13 protein-coding genes and 1 pseudogene are annotated in these 18,166 nt (G+C 63.6%); 7 read left to right on the forward strand and 7 right to left on the reverse strand.

Annotation, left to right across the window (positions count from 1 at the left end; all coding sequences use genetic code 11):
- Positions 1-7 precede the first annotated feature (7 nt).
- Complete coding sequence (locus C9I57_RS04525) at positions 8-1,003, forward strand: ABC transporter permease (RefSeq protein WP_107149456.1); 996 nt, start codon at positions 8-10, stop codon at positions 1,001-1,003.
- Here C9I57_RS04525 and C9I57_RS04530 read toward each other — a convergent pair.
- Positions 997-2,742, reverse strand: a complete 1,746-nt coding sequence (locus C9I57_RS04530; protein ID WP_107149720.1) for an FAD-dependent oxidoreductase — start codon at positions 2,740-2,742, stop codon at positions 997-999. The two genes, C9I57_RS04525 and C9I57_RS04530, sit on opposite strands and share 7 nt — an antisense overlap.
- 185 nt (positions 2,743-2,927) lie before the next feature.
- Here C9I57_RS04530 and C9I57_RS04535 point away from each other — a divergent pair, with 185 nt between their 5' ends.
- Together C9I57_RS04535 and fusA are read left to right on the forward strand one after the other, a co-directional pair.
- A complete protein-coding gene (locus tag C9I57_RS04535) occupies positions 2,928-3,470 on the forward strand; it encodes a DUF488 domain-containing protein (protein WP_107149457.1) in 543 nt (180 codons plus the stop codon).
- A gap of 188 nt (positions 3,471-3,658) precedes the next feature.
- A complete protein-coding gene (gene fusA, locus C9I57_RS04540; RefSeq protein ID WP_107149458.1) occupies positions 3,659-5,710 on the forward strand; it encodes an elongation factor G in 2,052 nt (683 codons plus the stop codon).
- Positions 5,711-5,841: 131 nt separating this feature from the next.
- Here fusA and C9I57_RS04545 read toward each other — a convergent pair whose 3' ends face one another.
- Positions 5,842-7,197 (reverse strand): MFS transporter, encoded by a 1,356-nt coding sequence (locus C9I57_RS04545; RefSeq protein ID WP_107149459.1) that lies wholly within the window; start codon positions 7,195-7,197, stop codon positions 5,842-5,844.
- A 173-nt stretch (positions 7,198-7,370) separates the two neighbouring features.
- Positions 7,371-8,216, reverse strand: coding sequence for a sulfotransferase family protein (locus tag C9I57_RS04550; RefSeq protein WP_107149460.1), 846 nt, complete (start codon positions 8,214-8,216; stop codon positions 7,371-7,373).
- Positions 8,217-8,486: 270 nt separating this feature from the next.
- Here C9I57_RS04550 and C9I57_RS04555 point away from each other — a divergent pair, with 270 nt between their 5' ends.
- The 3 genes from C9I57_RS04555 to C9I57_RS32360 all read left to right on the forward strand — a co-directional run bounded on the left by C9I57_RS04555 (position 8,487) and on the right by C9I57_RS32360 (position 12,988).
- Positions 8,487-10,085, forward strand: a complete 1,599-nt coding sequence (locus tag C9I57_RS04555; RefSeq protein ID WP_107149461.1) for a DHA2 family efflux MFS transporter permease subunit — start codon at positions 8,487-8,489, stop codon at positions 10,083-10,085.
- A 229-nt stretch (positions 10,086-10,314) separates the two neighbouring features.
- Positions 10,315-11,496: an acyltransferase family protein gene (locus tag C9I57_RS04560; RefSeq protein ID WP_107149462.1), complete on the forward strand. Its 1,182-nt coding sequence runs from the start codon at positions 10,315-10,317 to the stop codon at positions 11,494-11,496.
- A 259-nt stretch (positions 11,497-11,755) separates the two neighbouring features.
- The gene (locus C9I57_RS32360) at positions 11,756-12,988 is read left to right on the forward strand and encodes a hypothetical protein (RefSeq protein ID WP_146166173.1); all 1,233 of its coding nucleotides are present in this window, start codon (positions 11,756-11,758) and stop codon (positions 12,986-12,988) included.
- Positions 12,989-13,096: 108 nt separating this feature from the next.
- On the opposite strand, the pseudogene C9I57_RS04570 reads toward C9I57_RS32360, so the two are convergent.
- Positions 13,097-13,519, reverse strand: a pseudogene (locus C9I57_RS04570) (ComEA family DNA-binding protein); the annotation flags it as partial.
- 232 nt (positions 13,520-13,751) lie between these two features.
- Between C9I57_RS04570 and C9I57_RS04575 the strand changes: the two are divergent.
- Positions 13,752-14,348 (forward strand): nitroreductase family protein, encoded by a 597-nt coding sequence (locus C9I57_RS04575; RefSeq protein ID WP_107149465.1) that lies wholly within the window; start codon positions 13,752-13,754, stop codon positions 14,346-14,348.
- Between the two features lie 31 nt (positions 14,349-14,379).
- On the opposite strand, the gene C9I57_RS04580 is transcribed toward C9I57_RS04575, so the two are convergent.
- The 3 genes from C9I57_RS04580 to C9I57_RS04590 form a co-directional block, all read right to left on the reverse strand.
- Positions 14,380-15,114, reverse strand: coding sequence for a TetR/AcrR family transcriptional regulator (locus tag C9I57_RS04580; protein WP_107149466.1), 735 nt, complete (start codon positions 15,112-15,114; stop codon positions 14,380-14,382).
- Between the two features lie 136 nt (positions 15,115-15,250).
- Positions 15,251-16,804: a carotenoid oxygenase family protein gene (locus tag C9I57_RS04585; RefSeq protein WP_107149467.1), complete on the reverse strand. Its 1,554-nt coding sequence runs from the start codon at positions 16,802-16,804 to the stop codon at positions 15,251-15,253.
- Between the two features lie 144 nt (positions 16,805-16,948).
- Positions 16,949-17,983 carry a LacI family DNA-binding transcriptional regulator gene (locus tag C9I57_RS04590; protein ID WP_107149468.1) on the reverse strand — a complete coding sequence of 345 codons (1,035 nt, stop codon included), beginning with the start codon at positions 17,981-17,983 and terminating at the stop codon, positions 16,949-16,951.
- Positions 17,984-18,166 lie beyond the last annotated feature (183 nt).

Consider the following 18,166-nt stretch of genomic DNA (forward strand, 5'->3'; position numbering starts at 1 on the left):
AAGCCAGATGCTTCGCTCCTTGCCCAAGATCGACGCCGCAACGCTGATCGCTTTCGGCTGCATCGTTTTGCTCCTCGCGGTGGGCGCCGCCGCCAAGCCGGGGTTTCTCTCGGTCGGATACCTCGCTCAGCAACTTCAAGTCGCCTCGTTCCTCGGCACGATCGCAACCGGGGAGATGATCGTGATCCTGATGGGCCAAATCGATCTCTCGATCCCGTGGACGATCGCCATGGGCGGCATGATGGCCACCGGTGCCACGGGCATTCTCGGCCCCGGCCTCGGCATACCGCTCGCCATCCCGTTCGGGATTTTCTGCGGTCTCGTCGTCGGCCTCGTGAACGGCCTCGGGGTGGCCTATCTGCGCGCGCCTTCGATGATCTTCACCCTAGGCATGAATGCCGTCGCGCAGGGCCTGATGGTCTATCACACCGGCGGCTTCGCGCCGCAGGATCGCGCCACCGGCCTCATGATCGAGCTCGCCGGCGGCCAGCTCGTCCCCCGAATTCCCAATCCCCTGCTCGTCTGGATCGCCGTCGGGGCGATCACGGTCTATATGCTGACGCGCACGAAGCTTGGCCGGCAGATCTATGCGATCGGCAATCGGGAGCGGGCCGTGTTTCTCTCCGGTGTCGACAGCCGGCTCGTGACGCTGATCGCCTTCGCGCTCTCCGGCGCCTGCGCCGCGGCCGGCGGCGTGCTGCTCGCCGGCTGGGCGAATCGCTCCTACCAGGCGATGGGCGATCCGTATCTGCTGCCTACGATCGCAGCGATCGTGCTCGGCGGCACGAACGTGCTCGGCGGCCGCGGCACTTATCTCGGCACCATCGCCGGCGTGATCCTCATCACGCTATTGCAATCGATCCTGTCCGTGCTGCAGCCGCAGGACTATTTCGCGGAAATCGGCGTCCGTCTGCCCGCCGATGTCTTTCGCCAAGTGGTGTTCGGACTCGTGATCATCGTCATGATGATGCTCTACGGCCGCGAGAAACTGATGCGTCAATGAACGGCGCGCTCGCCCTGCCTTTCGGCAAGGAAACCGTGAACTTGCGCGACCACGGCGGCGCCTTCGCCGACTGCCGATGCAACGCGCTTGGTCGATCCGGAACGAACGTCGCCGATCGCGAAGATCCCCGCCACGCTGGTCTGTAAGGGCATCAACGGCGAACCGGCGGCGCCGGTGCCCGTGATGACAAACCCCTTGCCGTCGACCGACACGCCGCAGGTGTCGAGCCAGCCGGTGTTCGGCTCGGCGCCGATGAAGACGAACAGATGATGGATCGCCACGCTGGCCTCCATGCCGCCGGCACCGCGATAGTGGACGCGCTCGAGACGCGCGTCGCCCTCGAGCGAAGTCAGCTCGGTGCGCGTATGCAGCGTCAGATTCGGCAGCGAGGTGACCCGCTCGATCAGATAGCGCGACATGCTGTGCTCGAGGCTCGGGCCGCGAATGAACATGTGCACGTGTTCGGCGTGCGACGCGAGAAACACCGCCGCCTGCCCCGCCGAGTTGCCGCCGCCGACGAGCAGCACCGGCTCCTTGCGGCACAGCCTCGCCTCGAGCGGGGTGGCCCAGTAGTAGACGCCGCATCCCTCGAACCGCGCGAGACCGTCGACGACAGGACGCCGGTATTCGGCGCCCGTCGCAATGACGACCGTGCGCGCGGTGACGCGCTTGTCGTTGGTGAGCTCGACGACAAACGGTTGCCTGTCGCAATACAACGCCTTAACCTCGCACGGAATGCCGATATGCGCGCCGAACTTCTGCGCCTGGACGAAGGCTCGGCCCGCAAGCGCCTGTCCGGTGATGCCGGTGGGGAAGCCCAGATAGTTTTCGATGCGCGAGCTGGTGCCGGCCTGGCCGCCGGGTGCACGGCAATCGAATACCGCGACCGACAATCCCTCGGATGCCCCGTAGACGGCCGCCGCGAGTCCCGCCGGGCCGGCGCCGACGATCGCAACGTCGTAGATATGGGTCGGATCGAATTCGGGAATCAGACCGAGGCAAGAAGCGAGTTGTCCGGGGTCGGGGTTCCGCAGGACCGTCCCGTTCGGACACACGGCGAGCGGGAAGTCGTCGGCCTGCGGGGTCAGGTGCTCGAGCAAGGCGATGGCTTCCGCATCCTGCTCTGCGTCGAGCACCGTGCTCGGAAAACCATTGCGGCGTAAAAAGCCCTGCAGTGCGAGGAGTCGCGGGTGGCCGGCCTCACCGAGAAGCACGACACCCTGCCCGCTCTCGATCACCCAGACACGCCTCAAGATCAGCGCCCGCATGACCTTTTCGCCGAGCTCGGCTTCACCGATCATCAAGGCGCGCAGACCATCGGGCCGAATCAGCAAGACCTCGACGTCTTCGACGACGTGCGCATCCACCACGGCTGGCTTGTTCGAGAGCTGACTCACGTCCGACGTGAATTCTCCGCGCAGCGTATAGGTGTGGATCAGGCGTTCGTGGCCCAGTCCATCGCGGCCGACTATGCGGATCTTGCCCGACAACAAGACGAACATGCCGGGGCAGAGGCTGCCGGCGCGGTAGAGCAGTTCGCCTTTCGGGTAGCGCGATAACGTGCCGAAGCGGCGAATCCTGTCGAGCTCCGCATCGCCCAGGACTGGGAAAACCTGGTGATAACGAGGATGATCGCGGATGCCCGGGCCGTCGCGGGATTCAGTGTCATCCGTTGGGCCTGCATGGTCAGCCGGCCTGTCGACGGGCATCGCGCCGTCGGGCGTCGATTCGCTGCTCATCGTGAGTTCTCCGAGCGTCGTCGAATATCGAGTATCGAGTATCGCGGCCGATTCTGACATCTTTGTTTGTCGTCGGATAGCCGAAAAATCGGCCCGGCGCGCAGCGTCGCCGTTGCGAAACGACGGGAATCAATCGTGGCTCGGATCGACAAACACTATGTGTCGATTCGACGAGCGCAACCGCGATGTCGCAACCCTTTTTCACGATCGGACATTCGACCCGGAGCTTGACCGAGTTCATCGGCTTGCTCAAGGACTCCGGGGTCGAACTGCTCGTCGACGTGCGCAGCTTCGCGAGGTCGCGCACGAACCCGCAGTTCAATGAAGAAACGCTGCCGGGCGCCCTCCAGGCGGAGGGGATCGGCTATCTGCATCTGAAACAGCTCGGCGGACGCCGTGGCAAGGCCTCGGGCGCGCATGCTTCGTCGAACGCCTATTGGACGCATCCGGCGTTTCGCAATTACGCGGACTATGCGACGACGGAGACATTCAGCGAGGGGCTGAGGACGCTGATCGAGCTCGGAAGCCGGCAACGTTGCGCGATCATGTGCTCGGAGGCCGTCTGGTGGCGCTGCCACCGTCGCATCATTGCGGATTACCTGCTGGCTCGCCACAAGGATGTCCGCCACATCATGGATGCGCACCACGTCACGTCCGCCACGATGACCCCGGCCGCTCGCCCTCAGTCCGACGGTACGCTGCTGTATCCGCCGGAAGATCAGGAGTGACGCCAGGCGGGCCGTTACCGGGGCGCCCTTTCCTCTGAACTAACGATCACATGCCGGCGATCGTCTCGCCGCCGTGCCCCCGAATTCGCGATCGAGGTGCGGTTCGATCAGGCACGAATACCCTAGCTAGCCGGCCGCGCCTTTTTCACCAATAATGCGCGATAACGATTGCAGGATGAGGGGAGGACATGGATTACCAACCCGAAGCCATCCGTACCATCGCATGGGTCGGCCACGCCGGTTGCGGCAAAACCTCGCTCGTCGAAGCTTTGCTGCACGAGGGCGGCGCCGTCCATACGGCGGGCAGTGTGGAGCGCGGCAGCACCGTCTGCGATTTCGATCCGCTCGAGCGCAAGTACCATCACTCGTTGAGCTCCGCGATCACCCACCTCCACTACCGCGACACCCGCATCTACCTTCTCGATACTCCTGGCTACCCCGACTTCTCCGGTCTCTCGATCGGCGTGCTGCCCGCCGTCGAAACGGCCGCGATCGTCATCGATGCACGCACCGGCATCGAGATGACCACGCGCCGCATGATGGCCTCCGCCGAGGCGCGCAAGCTCTGCAGGATCATCGTCGTCAATGGCATCGACGGAGAGAAGGTCGATTTGCCCGAGCTCCTCGCGCAAATCCAGGAAACGTTCGGCAAGACGTGCCTGCCGATCAATCTGCCGGCGCAGGGCGGACAGGCCGTCGTCGATTGCTTTTTCAATCCATCGGGCGAGTCCGACTTTCTGTCCGTCGAGTCGGCGCATAACGCGCTCGTCGATCAGGTCATCGAGCTCGATACGAAGCTGATGGAGCTCTATCTCGAGCAAGGCGAGGCGATTCGCCCGGAACAGCTGCACGAGCCGTTCGAGCGCGCGCTGCGCGAAGGCCATCTCGTCCCCGTTTGCTTCGCGTCCGCCGCGACGGGTGCCGGCATACGAGAACTGCTCGATGTGTTCGTTCGATTGTTGCCGAATCCGCTCGAGGGCAACCCGCCCCTCTTCTACCGCGACGTCGATAGCCGCCGCGAGACGGTGCAGGCGGAGCCGGACCCCGACAAGCACGTGCTTGCGCACGTCTTCAAGATCGTGATGGATCCCTACATCGGCAAGATGGCCGTCTTTCGAATCCATCAGGGCACCGTGCGACGCGACAATCAGCTCTATATCGGCGATGCGCGCCAGCCGTTTCGCGTCGCGCATCTGATGTTGCTGCAGGGCAAGGACCATGTCGACGTCGCGCAAGCCGGTCCCGGCGATATCTGCGCGACGGCGAAGGTCGACGAGATCGACTTCGATGCGGTGCTGCACGACGCGCCCGAAGACGGCAACATCCATCTCGCTCCCCTCGCCTTCCCGACGCCGATCTATGGGCTTGCGATCGAGCCCGAGCGTCGAGGCAACGAGCAGCGTCTTTGGGAGCTTCTGCAGAAGCTGGCTGCGGAAGACCCGTGCCTGAGGATCGATCACCCGGTCGGCACGAACGAAACGGTCGTTCGCGGGCTCGGCGAGCTGCATCTGCGGCATATGCTTGAGCGCCTCACCGATCAGTACAAGCTCGCCGTCGTCACGCGGCCGCCGAAAATCGCCTACCGCGAGACGATCGGCACGAAAGCCGAGGGACACCATCGGCACAAGAAACAAACCGGCGGGGCCGGCCAATTCGGGGAAGTCATGCTGCGCGTGGAGCCCCTGCCGCGCGGCGTCGGCTACGAGTTCGTCGATGCCGTCAAAGGCGGCGCGATTCCGGGCCAGTTCATGCCGGCCGTCGAGAAAGGCATTCTTCAGGTCATCGATAGCGGACCGCTCGCGGGCTTTCCGATGCAGGACGTGCGCGTGACGGTCTTAGACGGCAAGAGCCATCCCGTCGATTCGAAAGAAGTCGCGTTCGCCACGGCGGGGCGCAAAGCATTCATCGATGCGGTGCTGAAAGCGCAGCCGATCCTGCTCGAGCCGATCGTCAACATCGAGGTCATGGCGCCCGAGGCAGTGATGGGCGATATCATCGGCGATCTTTCGTCGCGGCGTGCCCAGGTCCAGGGCACGCGCAACCTGGCCGGTCACATGTGCGTCGTGATGGGGAAGGTGCCGCTATCCGAGCTGGCCGACTATCAATCGCGTCTCAATGCGCTCGCGGGCGGGCACGGCAGCTACAGCATCGAGCTCAGCCACTACGACCCGGTTCCGCCTAACCAGCAAGAACGAATCGCCTCGCAATTCAGAAAGCAAAGCGAAGCCGCCGCGCAGTGAATGCTCGAGCAACGGCCGCATCGCCTCAGGCGCAAGCGAGCTCCGTCATCATGCCCGCCTCCCTGTGATTAGGAAAATCAAGCGTCAGCCACTCACCGATTCGATGGGAGCGGCTGACGCTTCATGACGAGTCAGGTATCGAGAACCCTTTTGTGACCTGCGTCGTCATGTGCCGCCGGTTCACCGGCTCGGCCCTCGAGCGCGGAATCGTGATGCAGCAGCAGCGCCGCGACGACGCCGACCAGGCCCGCGCCCGCGAGACAAAGCAATCCCGGACCGAAGCTGCCCGTACTGTCCTTGATCCAGCCCATCGCATACGGGCCGAAGAACCCTGACAGGTTGCCGATCGAGTTCACGACCGCGATACCGCCCGCGGCGGCCGCGCCCGAAAGGAACGCGGCAGGCAAGGTCCAGATGACAGGCAGGCAGCCGAAGATGCCGAAGCCCGCGATCGAGATCGCGACCATCTTGCCGACAGGATTGTCGATCACTGCGGCGCCCGCGATGCCGGCTGCGGCAATGAGCAATGCAACGGCGACATGGCGCTTGCGCTCGAGCTTGCGATCGGAGCGGCGTCCCCAGAAGATCATGCTGAACACACCGACTGCATACGGCGCCGCGGTGACGAAGCCGGTCTGCAGGTTCGTGAGGCCGAAGCCTTTCACGATCTGCGGTAGGAAAAAGCTGAGCCCGTAGTTGGTGGCGACGGCGCCGAAGTAGATCAGCGCAATGACGAGAACGCGCGGCGTAAACAGGGCCTCGACTACGTTGAACTTGCGCACCGCCTCGCGTTGGCTGCGCTCACGCGCCAGCCGGGAGACGAGCCATTCGCGCTCGTCGGCTTCGAGCCAGGTTGCATCGGCAGGCTTGTCCGTCAGGTAGAGCACGACGACGAACGAAAGCAGCAGCGCCGGCAATGCCTCGATCAGATAGAGCCATTGCCAGCCGGCGAGACCGGCAATGCCGTCCATCGACAGCAGCGCCCCCGAAATCGGACTGCCGATTACCGTTGAAAGCGGAATCGCCACCATGAAGTAGCCGACCATCCGCGCACGATACTTCGCGGGAAACCACAGCGTCAGAAGGAAGATGATCCCCGGAAAGAATCCGGCCTCCGCGATGCCGAGCAGAATCCGCAATATGTAGAAAACGTGCGTGGTCGATAGCCCCGTATAGCGAGCGATGTTGGGGATGAATGCCATTGCACCCGCAACCACGCCCCATGTCAGCATAATTCGCGCGATCCAGCGGTGGGCGCCGAACTTTTCCAGCAAAAGATTCGACGGCACTTCGAAAAAGAAGTACGCAATGAAGAAAATGCCCGCGCCGAAACCGAATGCGCTCGCCGTAAGCCCGATGGCCTTGTTCATCTCCAACGCCGCAAAGCCGACGTTGACGCGGTCGAGATAGGCCACGAAATAACAAAGGATCAGGAACGGGATAAGGCGCGCCGTGACGCGCGCAATAGTGCGTTTCTCCAAATCCATTGGTTGTCTCCTCCTGGTTAGTGCGTCGAACGGATTATCTCTCGACGCTTCGGTCGATGGATGGACCGGTTCCAAGACTACCCCCTCGCACGCGCCGCGGGAAGAACTGGTTTCCCACTAGTTACCAGGCGTTGCGGGGGAAAATGTTCAAATAGTGAGACGGCTCGCGAATTTCATAGCGCACCGAGGCCCGCTGCCGGTGGATGATCGAGCGGCGCCTTCGATGCAGCGGCATAGCCGAGATGAATGGCGCCCGGTCCCGCGAGCTGAAGAAGACGCTCGTCGTCCCGGTTGGCCGCCGGTATCGCGTAAAGGTCCGCGATGTCGGTGACAGGCTCGCTGAACGGCGTCGGCAGCTCGCGCTGGCGCGCAAGAAAGTCGACGATCGGCGAAACATCGGCCAGATCGAGAAAATGCCCGATGCGCGTCGCTGTGGTTTGGGGGCTTTCGATCAAGTCCCTGTACGAAAACGTCAGTGCCTGTCCGTCCGGCAACTCGCCGAAGAACTCGACGATTTCGGACACGTATTGCGCCCAGACGCGCACGCCGTCTTCAACCGACCCGATCCAATGCTTGCGAACCATCGATTTCGCGACATGGGCGGGATGGCGATGAAGGTGAATGAAGCGTGCCTGTGGCAACGTCTCGCGAATGAGGCGCAAGCATGAGCCCGACGTAGGCAGATGCGCGACGGCGCCGGTGCGCGCCGACAGTATCGTAGGGTCGGCGTAAGGCGGGTGCTTGTCCCCCCAGATCGGCGTGCTCACGCCAAGCTCCTCGCGATAGAAGCGCTCTACCCACGCGCCGAGCGTGCGGCGACTGAAACGCTCGAATCGCTGCAGATATGACGGCGTGAGCAAATCCCCTCGCCGACTGTCCACTTCGATCATCTGCTTCAACAGCGCGAAGATCCGGCATTCGTTGGTCAAGTGAATCGACGGATGCACATTGAGCGTGGAGCACAGAAACGTCGTTCCCGATCTCGGCGCGCCAATGATGAAAAGTGGGCAGGATTGCATCGTCGGCTCCGGGGCTCTCGCGAATAAGGGGAGGTTCCGCCACGAATGAAGCATAGACGAAGCCAGGTGCGACGTCGAAGCGTTATCGCGCACAAAACTCAATTGCGCTGCGCGATGGGGGCAGTCTGCTTACATTAGGTTGTGCACCATCGCCATCGCCATCGGCGATCTTGTCGGAATCGGCCTGGCCGTACGCTCCCGGTCGGCCTGAAAGTTGCTCGCGCAACCAACGCGCTGGCGCATTCGCGCCCGCCCGCCGCGTTTTTCTCGATGGAGAAGTCCCCGTTGAGCCAGCCCTCCACCGCACCCCCTGCTCCGGCATCGGCGCCGCCTGCCCCTCCGCCGCCGATGCATGGCGGCCAGCTCGTGCTGGCAACGTTTGCCGTCGCGCTTGCCACGTTCATGAACGTGCTCGACACGTCGATCGCGAACGTCGCGATTCCGACGATCGCCGGCGACCTCGGCGTCTCCGTCGACGAGGGCACCTGGGTCATCACGGTCTTCGCCGCGGCCAACGCCGTGTCGATTCCGTTGACGGGCTGGCTGACGCAGCGGATCGGTCAGATCCGGCTCTTCGTCGGCGCGATCCTCATGTTCGTGCTCGCGTCGTGGCTCTGCGGCATCGCGCCGAATCTGATCGTGCTGCTCGGCGCGCGGGTGCTGCAAGGCGCCGTCGCAGGCCCGCTCATTCCGCTCTCGCAATCGATTCTGATCGGCTCTTATCCGAAAGATAAATCGTCGATGGCGCTATCGCTCTGGGCGATGACGGCGACGGTCGGCCCGATTGCCGGACCGGCGCTCGGCGGCTGGATCACGGACAGCTACAGCTGGTCATGGATCTTCTTCATCAACATCCCCGTCGGCCTGTTCGCCGCCGGCGCCACGTGGATGCTCTATCGCCATCGAGAAACGCCAGTCCGCAAGCCGCCGATCGATGTCGTCGGGCTGGCTCTGCTGATCGCGTGGGTCGCGCCGCTGCAGATCATGCTCGACAAAGGCAAAGACCTCGACTGGTTCGCCTCGCCCGTGATCGTCGCGCTGGCTATCACGGCGCTGGTCGCGTTCTCCTTCTTCCTCGTATGGGAGCTGACCGAGCAAAATCCGGTGGTCGACCTGCGCCTTTTCGGCCAGCGCAATTTTCTCGGCGGCACGATCGCGATCTCCGTCGCCTATGCCGTCTTCTTCGGCAACCTCGTGCTGCTGCCGCAGTGGATGCAGGAGTACCTGAACTACCGGTCCGTCGACGCGGGCCTCGTCACCGCACCGCTCGGCGTCTTCGCCGTCGTGCTGGCGCCGATCATGGGCCGGGTCTTGCCGCGCACGGACGCGCGGATGATCGCGACACTCGCCTTCGTCGGCTTCGCGGTCGTGTTTTTCATGCGCTCGAAGTATGTCATCGAGGTCGACACGTTCCATCTCGTTTTGCCGACGCTGCTGCAAGGCATTCCGATGGCGCTCTTCTTCGTGCCGCTCACCGCGATCATTCTCGCGGGCCAGCCGCCGCATCGCATCCCGGCCGCGGCTGGGTTGTCGAATTTCGTGCGCGTGTTCTGCGGCGCGATCGGCACCTCGATCGCGACCAATGAATGGAATAACCGCACGGTCCTCCATCACGCTCGACTGACTGAGGTCGCCAACGTGGACAACCCCGTTTTTCGTCAGCAGATCCAATCGACACAATCGCTGCTGCACATCGGCGATCCGTCGGCGAACGCGCTCTTCGATTTCACGGTCAATACGCAAGCCGCGATGATGGGATTGAACGATATCTTCTACATCTCCGCCGTCATCTTCGTGGTCATCATTCCGCTCATCTGGATCACGCGGCCCGTCAAGGGCGGCAAATCGGACGCGGGCGGGGCGCATTGACCCGTGAAATTTTTCCAAGTCGATTGTCGATCCGCGCGATGCGCGTGATGGGCACGCCGCTACGCGTGAGCAGTTCTCGGCTTGCGTAAGGCCCGCTGCCAAGCGATGCAAGCGCGTGTGTCGGTCTTCGAGCATCCGCCTCGCAAACCCGTCGGGCGCGGTTCCTGCTTACCCGCCCTGCTCGTCATGCACCGTCGAATCATTCCCATCGCAACGACTCGGAGAAACGATGCAACGAGGAAGGATATCCGCACTCGATCACGCTCGCGCTTTCGCCATCATCGGCGTCGTCGCCGTTCACCTTTCGTTTCAGTTCCCTCATTTGCCGCAATGGGCCAAAATCATCGCCCGCATGGGGCAGTACGGCGTTCAATTGTTCTTCGTCATCAGCGCCATCACGATCTTCATGACGCTCGATGCGGACCGCCAACGCTACCAGGCACCCGGTCACGTGGCCACTCGCTTTTACATCAAGCGCTTTTTTCGCATCGCTCCGCTCTACTACGTCGCCATCGCGGCATACGGCGCCATGAGCTGGTACACCTACAACTTCCAGTCCGATCATGCTTCGATTCTCGGCCCGCACGACGCCCTCGACGTGCTGATGAATCTGCTGTTCGTGCATGCGGTCTCGGCTTCGGCCATCAACAATGTGGTGCCCGGCGGATGGTCGATCGGTGTCGAGATGCTGTTCTACCTGATCGCCCCCGCCATCTTTTTCTATGCCACGAACCGGACGCGGCTCTTCGTGCTGAGCGGCTTGCTGTTGCTCGTTTGCGCCGCGTTTCTCTCGACCGGAGCGTGCGACGGCGGGCTCGACTGCAACGTGCGGAACAACTCGTTCTTCTACTTTTGGCCTCCCGTGCAAGTGCCGTGCTTTCTGATCGGCATTGGGTGCTGGCACAAGTTTCACCGTCACCTGACGGGGCGCGCGAGCCTGAGTCCGCGCGGGGTGTTCGCGTCTGTCTGCCTCACCGCGCTCTGCGGTTTGGGCGCGGCCGTATTCGGCGTGTGGCTCGGACTGGCCAACGAACTTGCGCCTGTCGTTGCGGCAATCGGTTCCGCCGCTCTCTTGCTCCTATGCTGCTCGGGCGTAGGCCCCCGCTTGGCCGGGCGCATCACCGCGGCGCTCGGACGTGAGAGCTATGCCATCTATCTTTGGCACTTCGTCTTCGCTTTCGAAGCGCTCTATCTGTTCAAAAACTCGGCGTTCCTCGCGGCGCATGCGCCGGCCGTCTCGCTCTTGGTATTCGCGCTCGCGGTGGCTTTCACGCTGGCCGCGTCGTACCTGCTGTCACGCCTGACCGACAGGCTCATCCAACGTGTTGCCACGCGCCTCTCGCATGCGCTGCTCGCCCGCGTCGACACGACGTTCGCATTCCGAACGACCGTACCCGCGCGCGTCGAATAGCGGCCATTGCCAGCGAATCGGCGCGCAGCGGCTAAGTTTTGACCGATGCGCGCTGACTGGAATGGCCCGCGGCGGTTGACGCTCGCTGGCTGCTGGCCGATATTGGCCACGTTGTTCGATTCGATTCCGATCGTCTCAACGATCAGGCGACTTGTCTGCTGAATCGAGCCCGTACATGTGCTCGCGCACCACGTGTCATGCACATCGTCCACCTCCGACGCATCGTTCGCGTCTTTCAGAGACAGGGGATAACTCAACGATGAGCGATCAAACCGCTCGCGGCCCGGCCATTGGCGGCCCCACTTCGGGTGGCCCCACTTTCCCGACAACCTGTGCACGCTGCGGCGGGCGGTTATCGGGGCCGGTTTCATTCTGCCCGCATTGCGGCACACCGGCGCGGCTCGCGTTCGGCGAATCCACGCCGCCGAAGCGGCCAGATGCGGGCCGGTCACCGGTTCCGTCACCGAACGGCACGGCCGGCGCGCGGGCCGGCGTCTCGCGCGCCGAAATGCTCTGGCCGTCCCGGCCCACGCCGTTGTTCGCATCCGCCGACAGCGACCCTTACGGCGACGTGCAGGCACCGTCTGCCGAGAGAGCAGGCTCGATTCGGTGGGGCATCGACCGCTGGGGCAACGCTCTTCGCCGCGCCATCCATCGCTGGACTGCTACCCGCCGCTGGACCGCTATCCATCGCTGGACCGCAATCCATCGATGGATTGCTACTCACCACTGGACTGATATCCCGCGCTGGGCTGCTATCCCTCGCTGGGCTGCTGCTGTCCATCGCTGGGCTCCTATCGATCGCTCGAGCGATAGTCCTCGCCGGAGCGACAGTCGCTGGGGCATCCAACGAGGCACCGCGCTGACGCTGCTGGCATTCTTCGCTCTTTTTGGAGCAACGGTCCTTTTACACCGGTACGACGACGCCGAGACTCGCGACCCGCAGCAGACATCGGTGCAAGGCCCGGTGAAGACAACCGGGACGCAAGACGCCCATGACGCGTCCACGGCGCCGCGACAATCGGCGATCGCCCGCGGCGCGGGCCCGATGCAAGGCGCGGCGGCCATTGAAGGCGCCGGCGCGGCGCAACGCCCGGCGATGGCGCCGACGGCCGCACCGACCTCCGCGAACATCGCGCGCGAAACGAATCGCGAACGGCAACCTGTCGCCGCACCCGCCATATCGCAAGCGGCACCGCCGGCGAGGATCACGCAGCAAGCCGCCGAGCCATCGCCGTCTCTCTCGAGAAAGGAAAGCTCGGCGACGAGCGCCAAGTACAGCGCCAAAAATCAGAGGCTGATGTCACTCGCGCTCGCGCGAGCTCATAATGGATTCGACAAAAACGACCTGCGCATGGCGCGCTCGGGCGTCTATTGGGCGCTGTCGCTGCAGCCCGACAACAGTGAAGCGCTGTCGCTGAAGCAGGAATTGCTCGCACGGGAACGGGGGCATGTCACCGCATCGAAGGCCTTCAATAGCGGCGAAGAATGATCGAAAGGCTGCAGGGACGCCAGACGCGCCCGCGTGTCCGGTTCGACCGCGGGCAAGCGGCCCGCGCACGACCGCTTGCCCGCTTGCGTCTTCTTGCGCCGCTGGCTAGGCTCCCGATGCGGCCGCAGCCGACGCGGCCTTACCCTTCTTGGGCTTTTTCTTCCCCGTGGCCGGAGCCGTCGGGGACGAAGCGGTTGTCGCCGGCGCGGATGCAGCGGGCGCGGCGCTCTTGGCCGATGTCGACTTGCCGCTCGGCGGTTTCGCGGAACCGTTGATTGTGAGGCCCGCCGCTTCGAGCTTGAGCACCGACTTCGGTCCGATGCCCTTTACGCGGTTGACGAGGTCGTCGGCATCCTTGAACGGGCCGTTCTTCGTGCGCTCGTCGATGATCGCTTTCGCGTGGACGGGTCCTATCCCCTTGACCGATTCGAGCGCGGCCTGATCGGCGGTATTGACTTCGACCGCCGAAGCGAATGCAGCGCACAACGACAGGGTGAGGGCAATGCACAACATTATTAGCTTTTTCATCATGGCCGATCGCTCCGTTAGACGTTAACCCGATGCATTACGGCATTGTTGCGTTCGCAGGATAGCTCAGTTTCGTGACCGGACAAAATCGCCGCTATTGCGAAAAGCAAATGACAATGTCCTATAACGTCGCGTATCCATTTTCGATGTAAAGTCACGTAGCCGCCGCGCGCTGCGTCGCGCGATGGCAGCAGTCTTCATCGCCATGTCCTGAACTTCCACCATCGACACCTCTATGACGACATCGAATTCGCGCACAGCGGACCACGCGATCGACCGGCAGTTTCTCGATCGTTGGTCGCCTCGCGCGTTCACACCCGACCTGATCCCCGAATCGACGCTGCTGACTTTTCTCGAGGCGGCGCGTTGGGCGCCCTCCTCGTACAACTCGCAGCCGTGGCGCTTCGTCTACGCTCGGCGCGATACGGAGCACTGGACGCGCTTTTTAGGATTCCTCAACGAATTCAATCGTAGCTGGGCGCAACATGCGGCCGCGATCGTGATCGTGCTGTCGAAGCGCACGTTCACGCCGCCGGGCACCACGGAAGAACGGCCGGCGCCGACACACTCGTTCGATACCGGCGCCGCGTGGGGCTACTTCGCTCTGCAGGCGAGCCTGTCAGGCTGGAAAGCGCACGGGCTCGCCGGCATCGAGCGCGAGAAGATCCGCGCCGAGCTCGCCATTCCCGAAGGCTATGCCATCGAGGCCGGCGTCGCCCTCGGCCGGCCCGGCGACAAGGCATCGCTGCCCGAAGCGCTGCAGGCGCGCGAAGTGCCGAGCTCGCGAAACCCGCTCCCCGCCATCGCGAGTGAAGGCCGATTCGTCGCCTGAAGACAGCGCAACGCGTGCGGCTTGGCTGAGCTCAGCGTCGGCGAGGGGTGCGAGTGGGTGCCCGCTCGTCGCGCTCGGTCAGCAAGCCGTTCAGCAACATATCGGTCTGCACGCGGATCAGCTCGTCCAACGGCTCCCATGGGAAGTGCGGGCGCGGCCGCGCGATCAGGATCGCGACGAGCCCGTGAATCGACGCCCACAGTGCCTGCGCGACCAATAGCGGCGGCCCGAGATCGGCGCGCACGACACCGGCCTCGATTGCCTGCTCTATTCGCTTCGTCAACTGCATGAACACCGGCACGCCGACGCGCGTGCCCTCGCCGACCTCTTCGTTCTCGTCGGGTTGCTCGGCGTTGTACGGCTTGCGGTAAGCCTTGATCACCATGAAGGCAAGCCGGTATTCGTCGGGATGGCTGAGCCCGAACGCGACATAACCGGTGACGCAACGGCGCATCCAGTCGCGCTCGTCGGTCGCGGTCCGATCACACTCGGCGAGCGCCTGGGCCAGCTCGCCGAAGGCGTCGCGAATCAACTGGCCGAAGATGTCGTCCTTGGTCTTGTAATACGCAAAGAGCGCCGTCTGCGAGATTCCGACGCGTTCGGCGATCTTGCGCGTCGAGACGTTTTCGAATCCGTGCTCGAGAAAAAGCGCCTTTGCCGCGGCGAGAATCTCCCCGAGCCTCTCGTGGCCCGATCCCCGCGCTTTGCGGTTCGCGAGCGAAATCGTATAGGTCTTGGCCGTCGTTCCGGTCTTCCTGGTCGGCATCTGATCGGTTATCGCGTCGAGGCATCGTCTATGAAACCTCAACGATACGGCAAATCAGCGCTTGCGCACAAAATGCATCGATGTGCAGGCCATCGAAACGGCAACGCCACGATCCCGCCGCGCGGCGAACGCGTTCTCAGGTTTGCGTCGCTTCCCACCAGCCGTGGAAGCTGAACGGCAGTGCGTGGTGGAGCCGGACCTTTGCGAGCGGACCATCGGCAAGCGCATTCGCGTCGAACACGGCAATGAAGCTCGTGCCGCTAGCGCCTTCGAGCACTTCGGCGAGGAGCCACCCCGCATCATGTTCGCCGTCGCCGCGCGCAGCCGGATCGGGCGCGAAGACGGGCTCGCCGACGTAGTGCCCGCTGCCGAAGTGGAACGCCTGCTCGATGCCGGACGTCACGTCGATCCGCGAGATGCCGTCATGAAACCATCCTTGATTGGACACGCGCGACGATGAGACGTAGCCATACCGATACGGCTGCCCGACACGGCGCTGTGCAACGAACGGAAATTCGTAGCGGCCCGTGAGGATCGTTTCCACTTTTGCTCGACGCGCCGCCAGATCGATCATCATGCGCCTCAGCGTGCCCGGCGATTTCGCCACACCGTCTCGGCCTTGCATGATTGCGCGAAAGCTCGCGTCGGGTCCGAGAAAATGATCGGGCGTGTCGTAGCCGACGAAGTCCGCCACGATCGTGTTTCCCGCCACGTGCGCGTTCAATGCATGCCACATCCACGACGCCGGGACATCGAGCACAAGCGGCGGCCTCGCTCCGGTCGTGTCGACGACGAACAGCATGCTGCCTTCTTCCGGTCGCCATTCAAGGCTCTCGGCAAACGTGCGGGTGCCGATCAGCATCGGCAGCGGCGACAGCATCGCCGGTTGCAGATGAAACACCGCATAGGGATCGGCCCAGAAGAAATCGTGAAAATACGCGCGGCCACGGGGACTCGCATACGCAACGTGCCGCGTCTGATGCCCGGCGCTGTTCTTCACGACGATATGCAGTTCGGGTTTGCGCTGACCTCGCTGCCCCACGAGCACCCAGTCGCCCGTTTTCGCGTCCGTTTTCGTGTGCGCCTTGTAGTTCACGGGCCCGGTCCCGGCTTCGCCTTCGTACGGATTGATTTCGCGGCCGGCGTCGAGAGTCCGCGGATCGATCGGATAGGGGCCGCCTACCTCGTCGAACGCATAGAGCACGCCGCCTTTGATCACCGGCGTGACGCCCGCCTGGCTGCGGGTCGGGATGCAAGGGATGTTCGAGAAGAAGCCGGGCGCGGGTGTCGTCCACGTCGGGTAGAGAAACTCGCCCGCCGACTCCTCGGCCATATACTTCGTAGTCCGAATGAACCGATTGCGGAAGCGCGCGCCGCCATCGCTGAACCGCGTCGCGCGGATCATCCCGTCGCCATCGAGAATCGTCCGTTTGCTGAAGCCGTTTCGCGCGAATATGCCGGGCCCGTTTCGGTACAGGGTGCCGGTCAGCCCGGCAGGCAGCCGCCCCTCCACATCGGCCGGGTACTCGTACTCCTTGTCCATCCCCTTGGCCAGTAACGTCAGCCATTTGCGGTCGGCCGGCAGCGGCGGCGCGGCGGATGCGTCGACCGTATCGGTCTCGCAATCGGCGAGCGCAATGGCGGCGACGCCGCCCGCGGCGGCTCGAATGAATTCACGACGCGTGAGCATGTCAGTGCCCTCCTTCTGCGACGTTTTCGCGGATCGAGGATCCCAGGAACGGGACCAGACGGCATGACATCGACCGTCCGTGTTCAACGATAACAGAGCATCGCTCAGTTATCAACGAACATTTTTGAGTGCCTGAGCATGCCGCTAGGCCGCGGATTTGCGTCGTGTGGCGGGCGCGGGCCCGGTCGAATCACGCACGACGAGCTCCGGCTCGCCGACGGTATAGACGCTCCGAGCGGGTGAACCGCCCTCGATCATCTCCAGCGTCAGCGCGATCGTTTGTGCAGCGATGCGCGGCTTGGGAAACCTGACCGTGGTCAATGCCGGCCGGAACTGCTGGGCGAGATGAATGTCGGTCAATCCGACGACAGAAAGATCGTTTGGAACGCGCTTGCCAAGGTCGGCGGCGGCCTGCATCGCGCCGATCGCCATCAAGTCGTTGGTGGCGAAAAGCGACGTCAAGGTTGGCCTCTCACGCAGCAGCGCACTCGCCGCTTCGTAGCCGCTTTCGATCGTATCCCGTGACTCCGCGACGGCGAGCGCTTTGTCCGGGTGACCGCGTGCGGCGAGGGCCTGCGCGAAACCGCGCAGCCGTTGCGACTGCGGCCCTCCCGACCCCACGCCCACGAGCGCGCCGAACTTCCTGTGCCCAAGTTCGGACAGATGCCCGGCGGCAAGCGCGCCGGCCGCCGCGAAATCGACTGTCACGCAAGGCAGCGCGCGCGACGCCCTCACATGCTCCCACATGCAAAGCACTACCGCGGCGCCGTTGCGCGCCGTTTGGGTCAGTTCCCGCTCGCTCAGATCAGTGTTCATCACGATGACGCCCGCGGCGAGCGTGCCCGCGATCTGCTCGAGATAGGCCCGCGTAATCGCCGGATCGTCGTCGGTATTGCAAACGAGCAGGAAGTAGCCGCGCTTGCGCGCTTCGCGCTCGGCCGCCAGCACGAATTCCGGGTAGAACGGGTTGGTGACGTTCGAAAGCATCAGCGCCAGCGTCGAGGTACGGCCCGAGGCAAGGGCGCGCGCCGTCAAATTCGGGCGATAGCCGAGCTCCCGGATCGCGGCCATCACGCGCTCGAGCGTGGCGGGCTTGACCTTCTGCGGGTTGTGCAATGCGTTCGATACTGTCGCCGCCGTTACCTTGGCCCGCCGTGCAACTTCGGCGAGCGTCACCATGACGGCCTCCGAGCGTCGGGGCCGTTCACGGTCGCCCGGGTGATCGGCAGCGTCAGCGGCGCCGCAAAACCGTCGGCAGGGTGATTGCTCATTTGGTGGGACGATGTCTCAAAAGTTGCACTTCGAAAATCGCTGCGCTAATGTCGTGAGCCATAACAATCGATGGCGCTGCGTCATGGTACG

It is taken from the genome of Trinickia symbiotica (assembly GCF_003028655.1).
Classification (GTDB): Bacteria; Pseudomonadota; Gammaproteobacteria; order Burkholderiales; family Burkholderiaceae; genus Trinickia; species Trinickia symbiotica_A.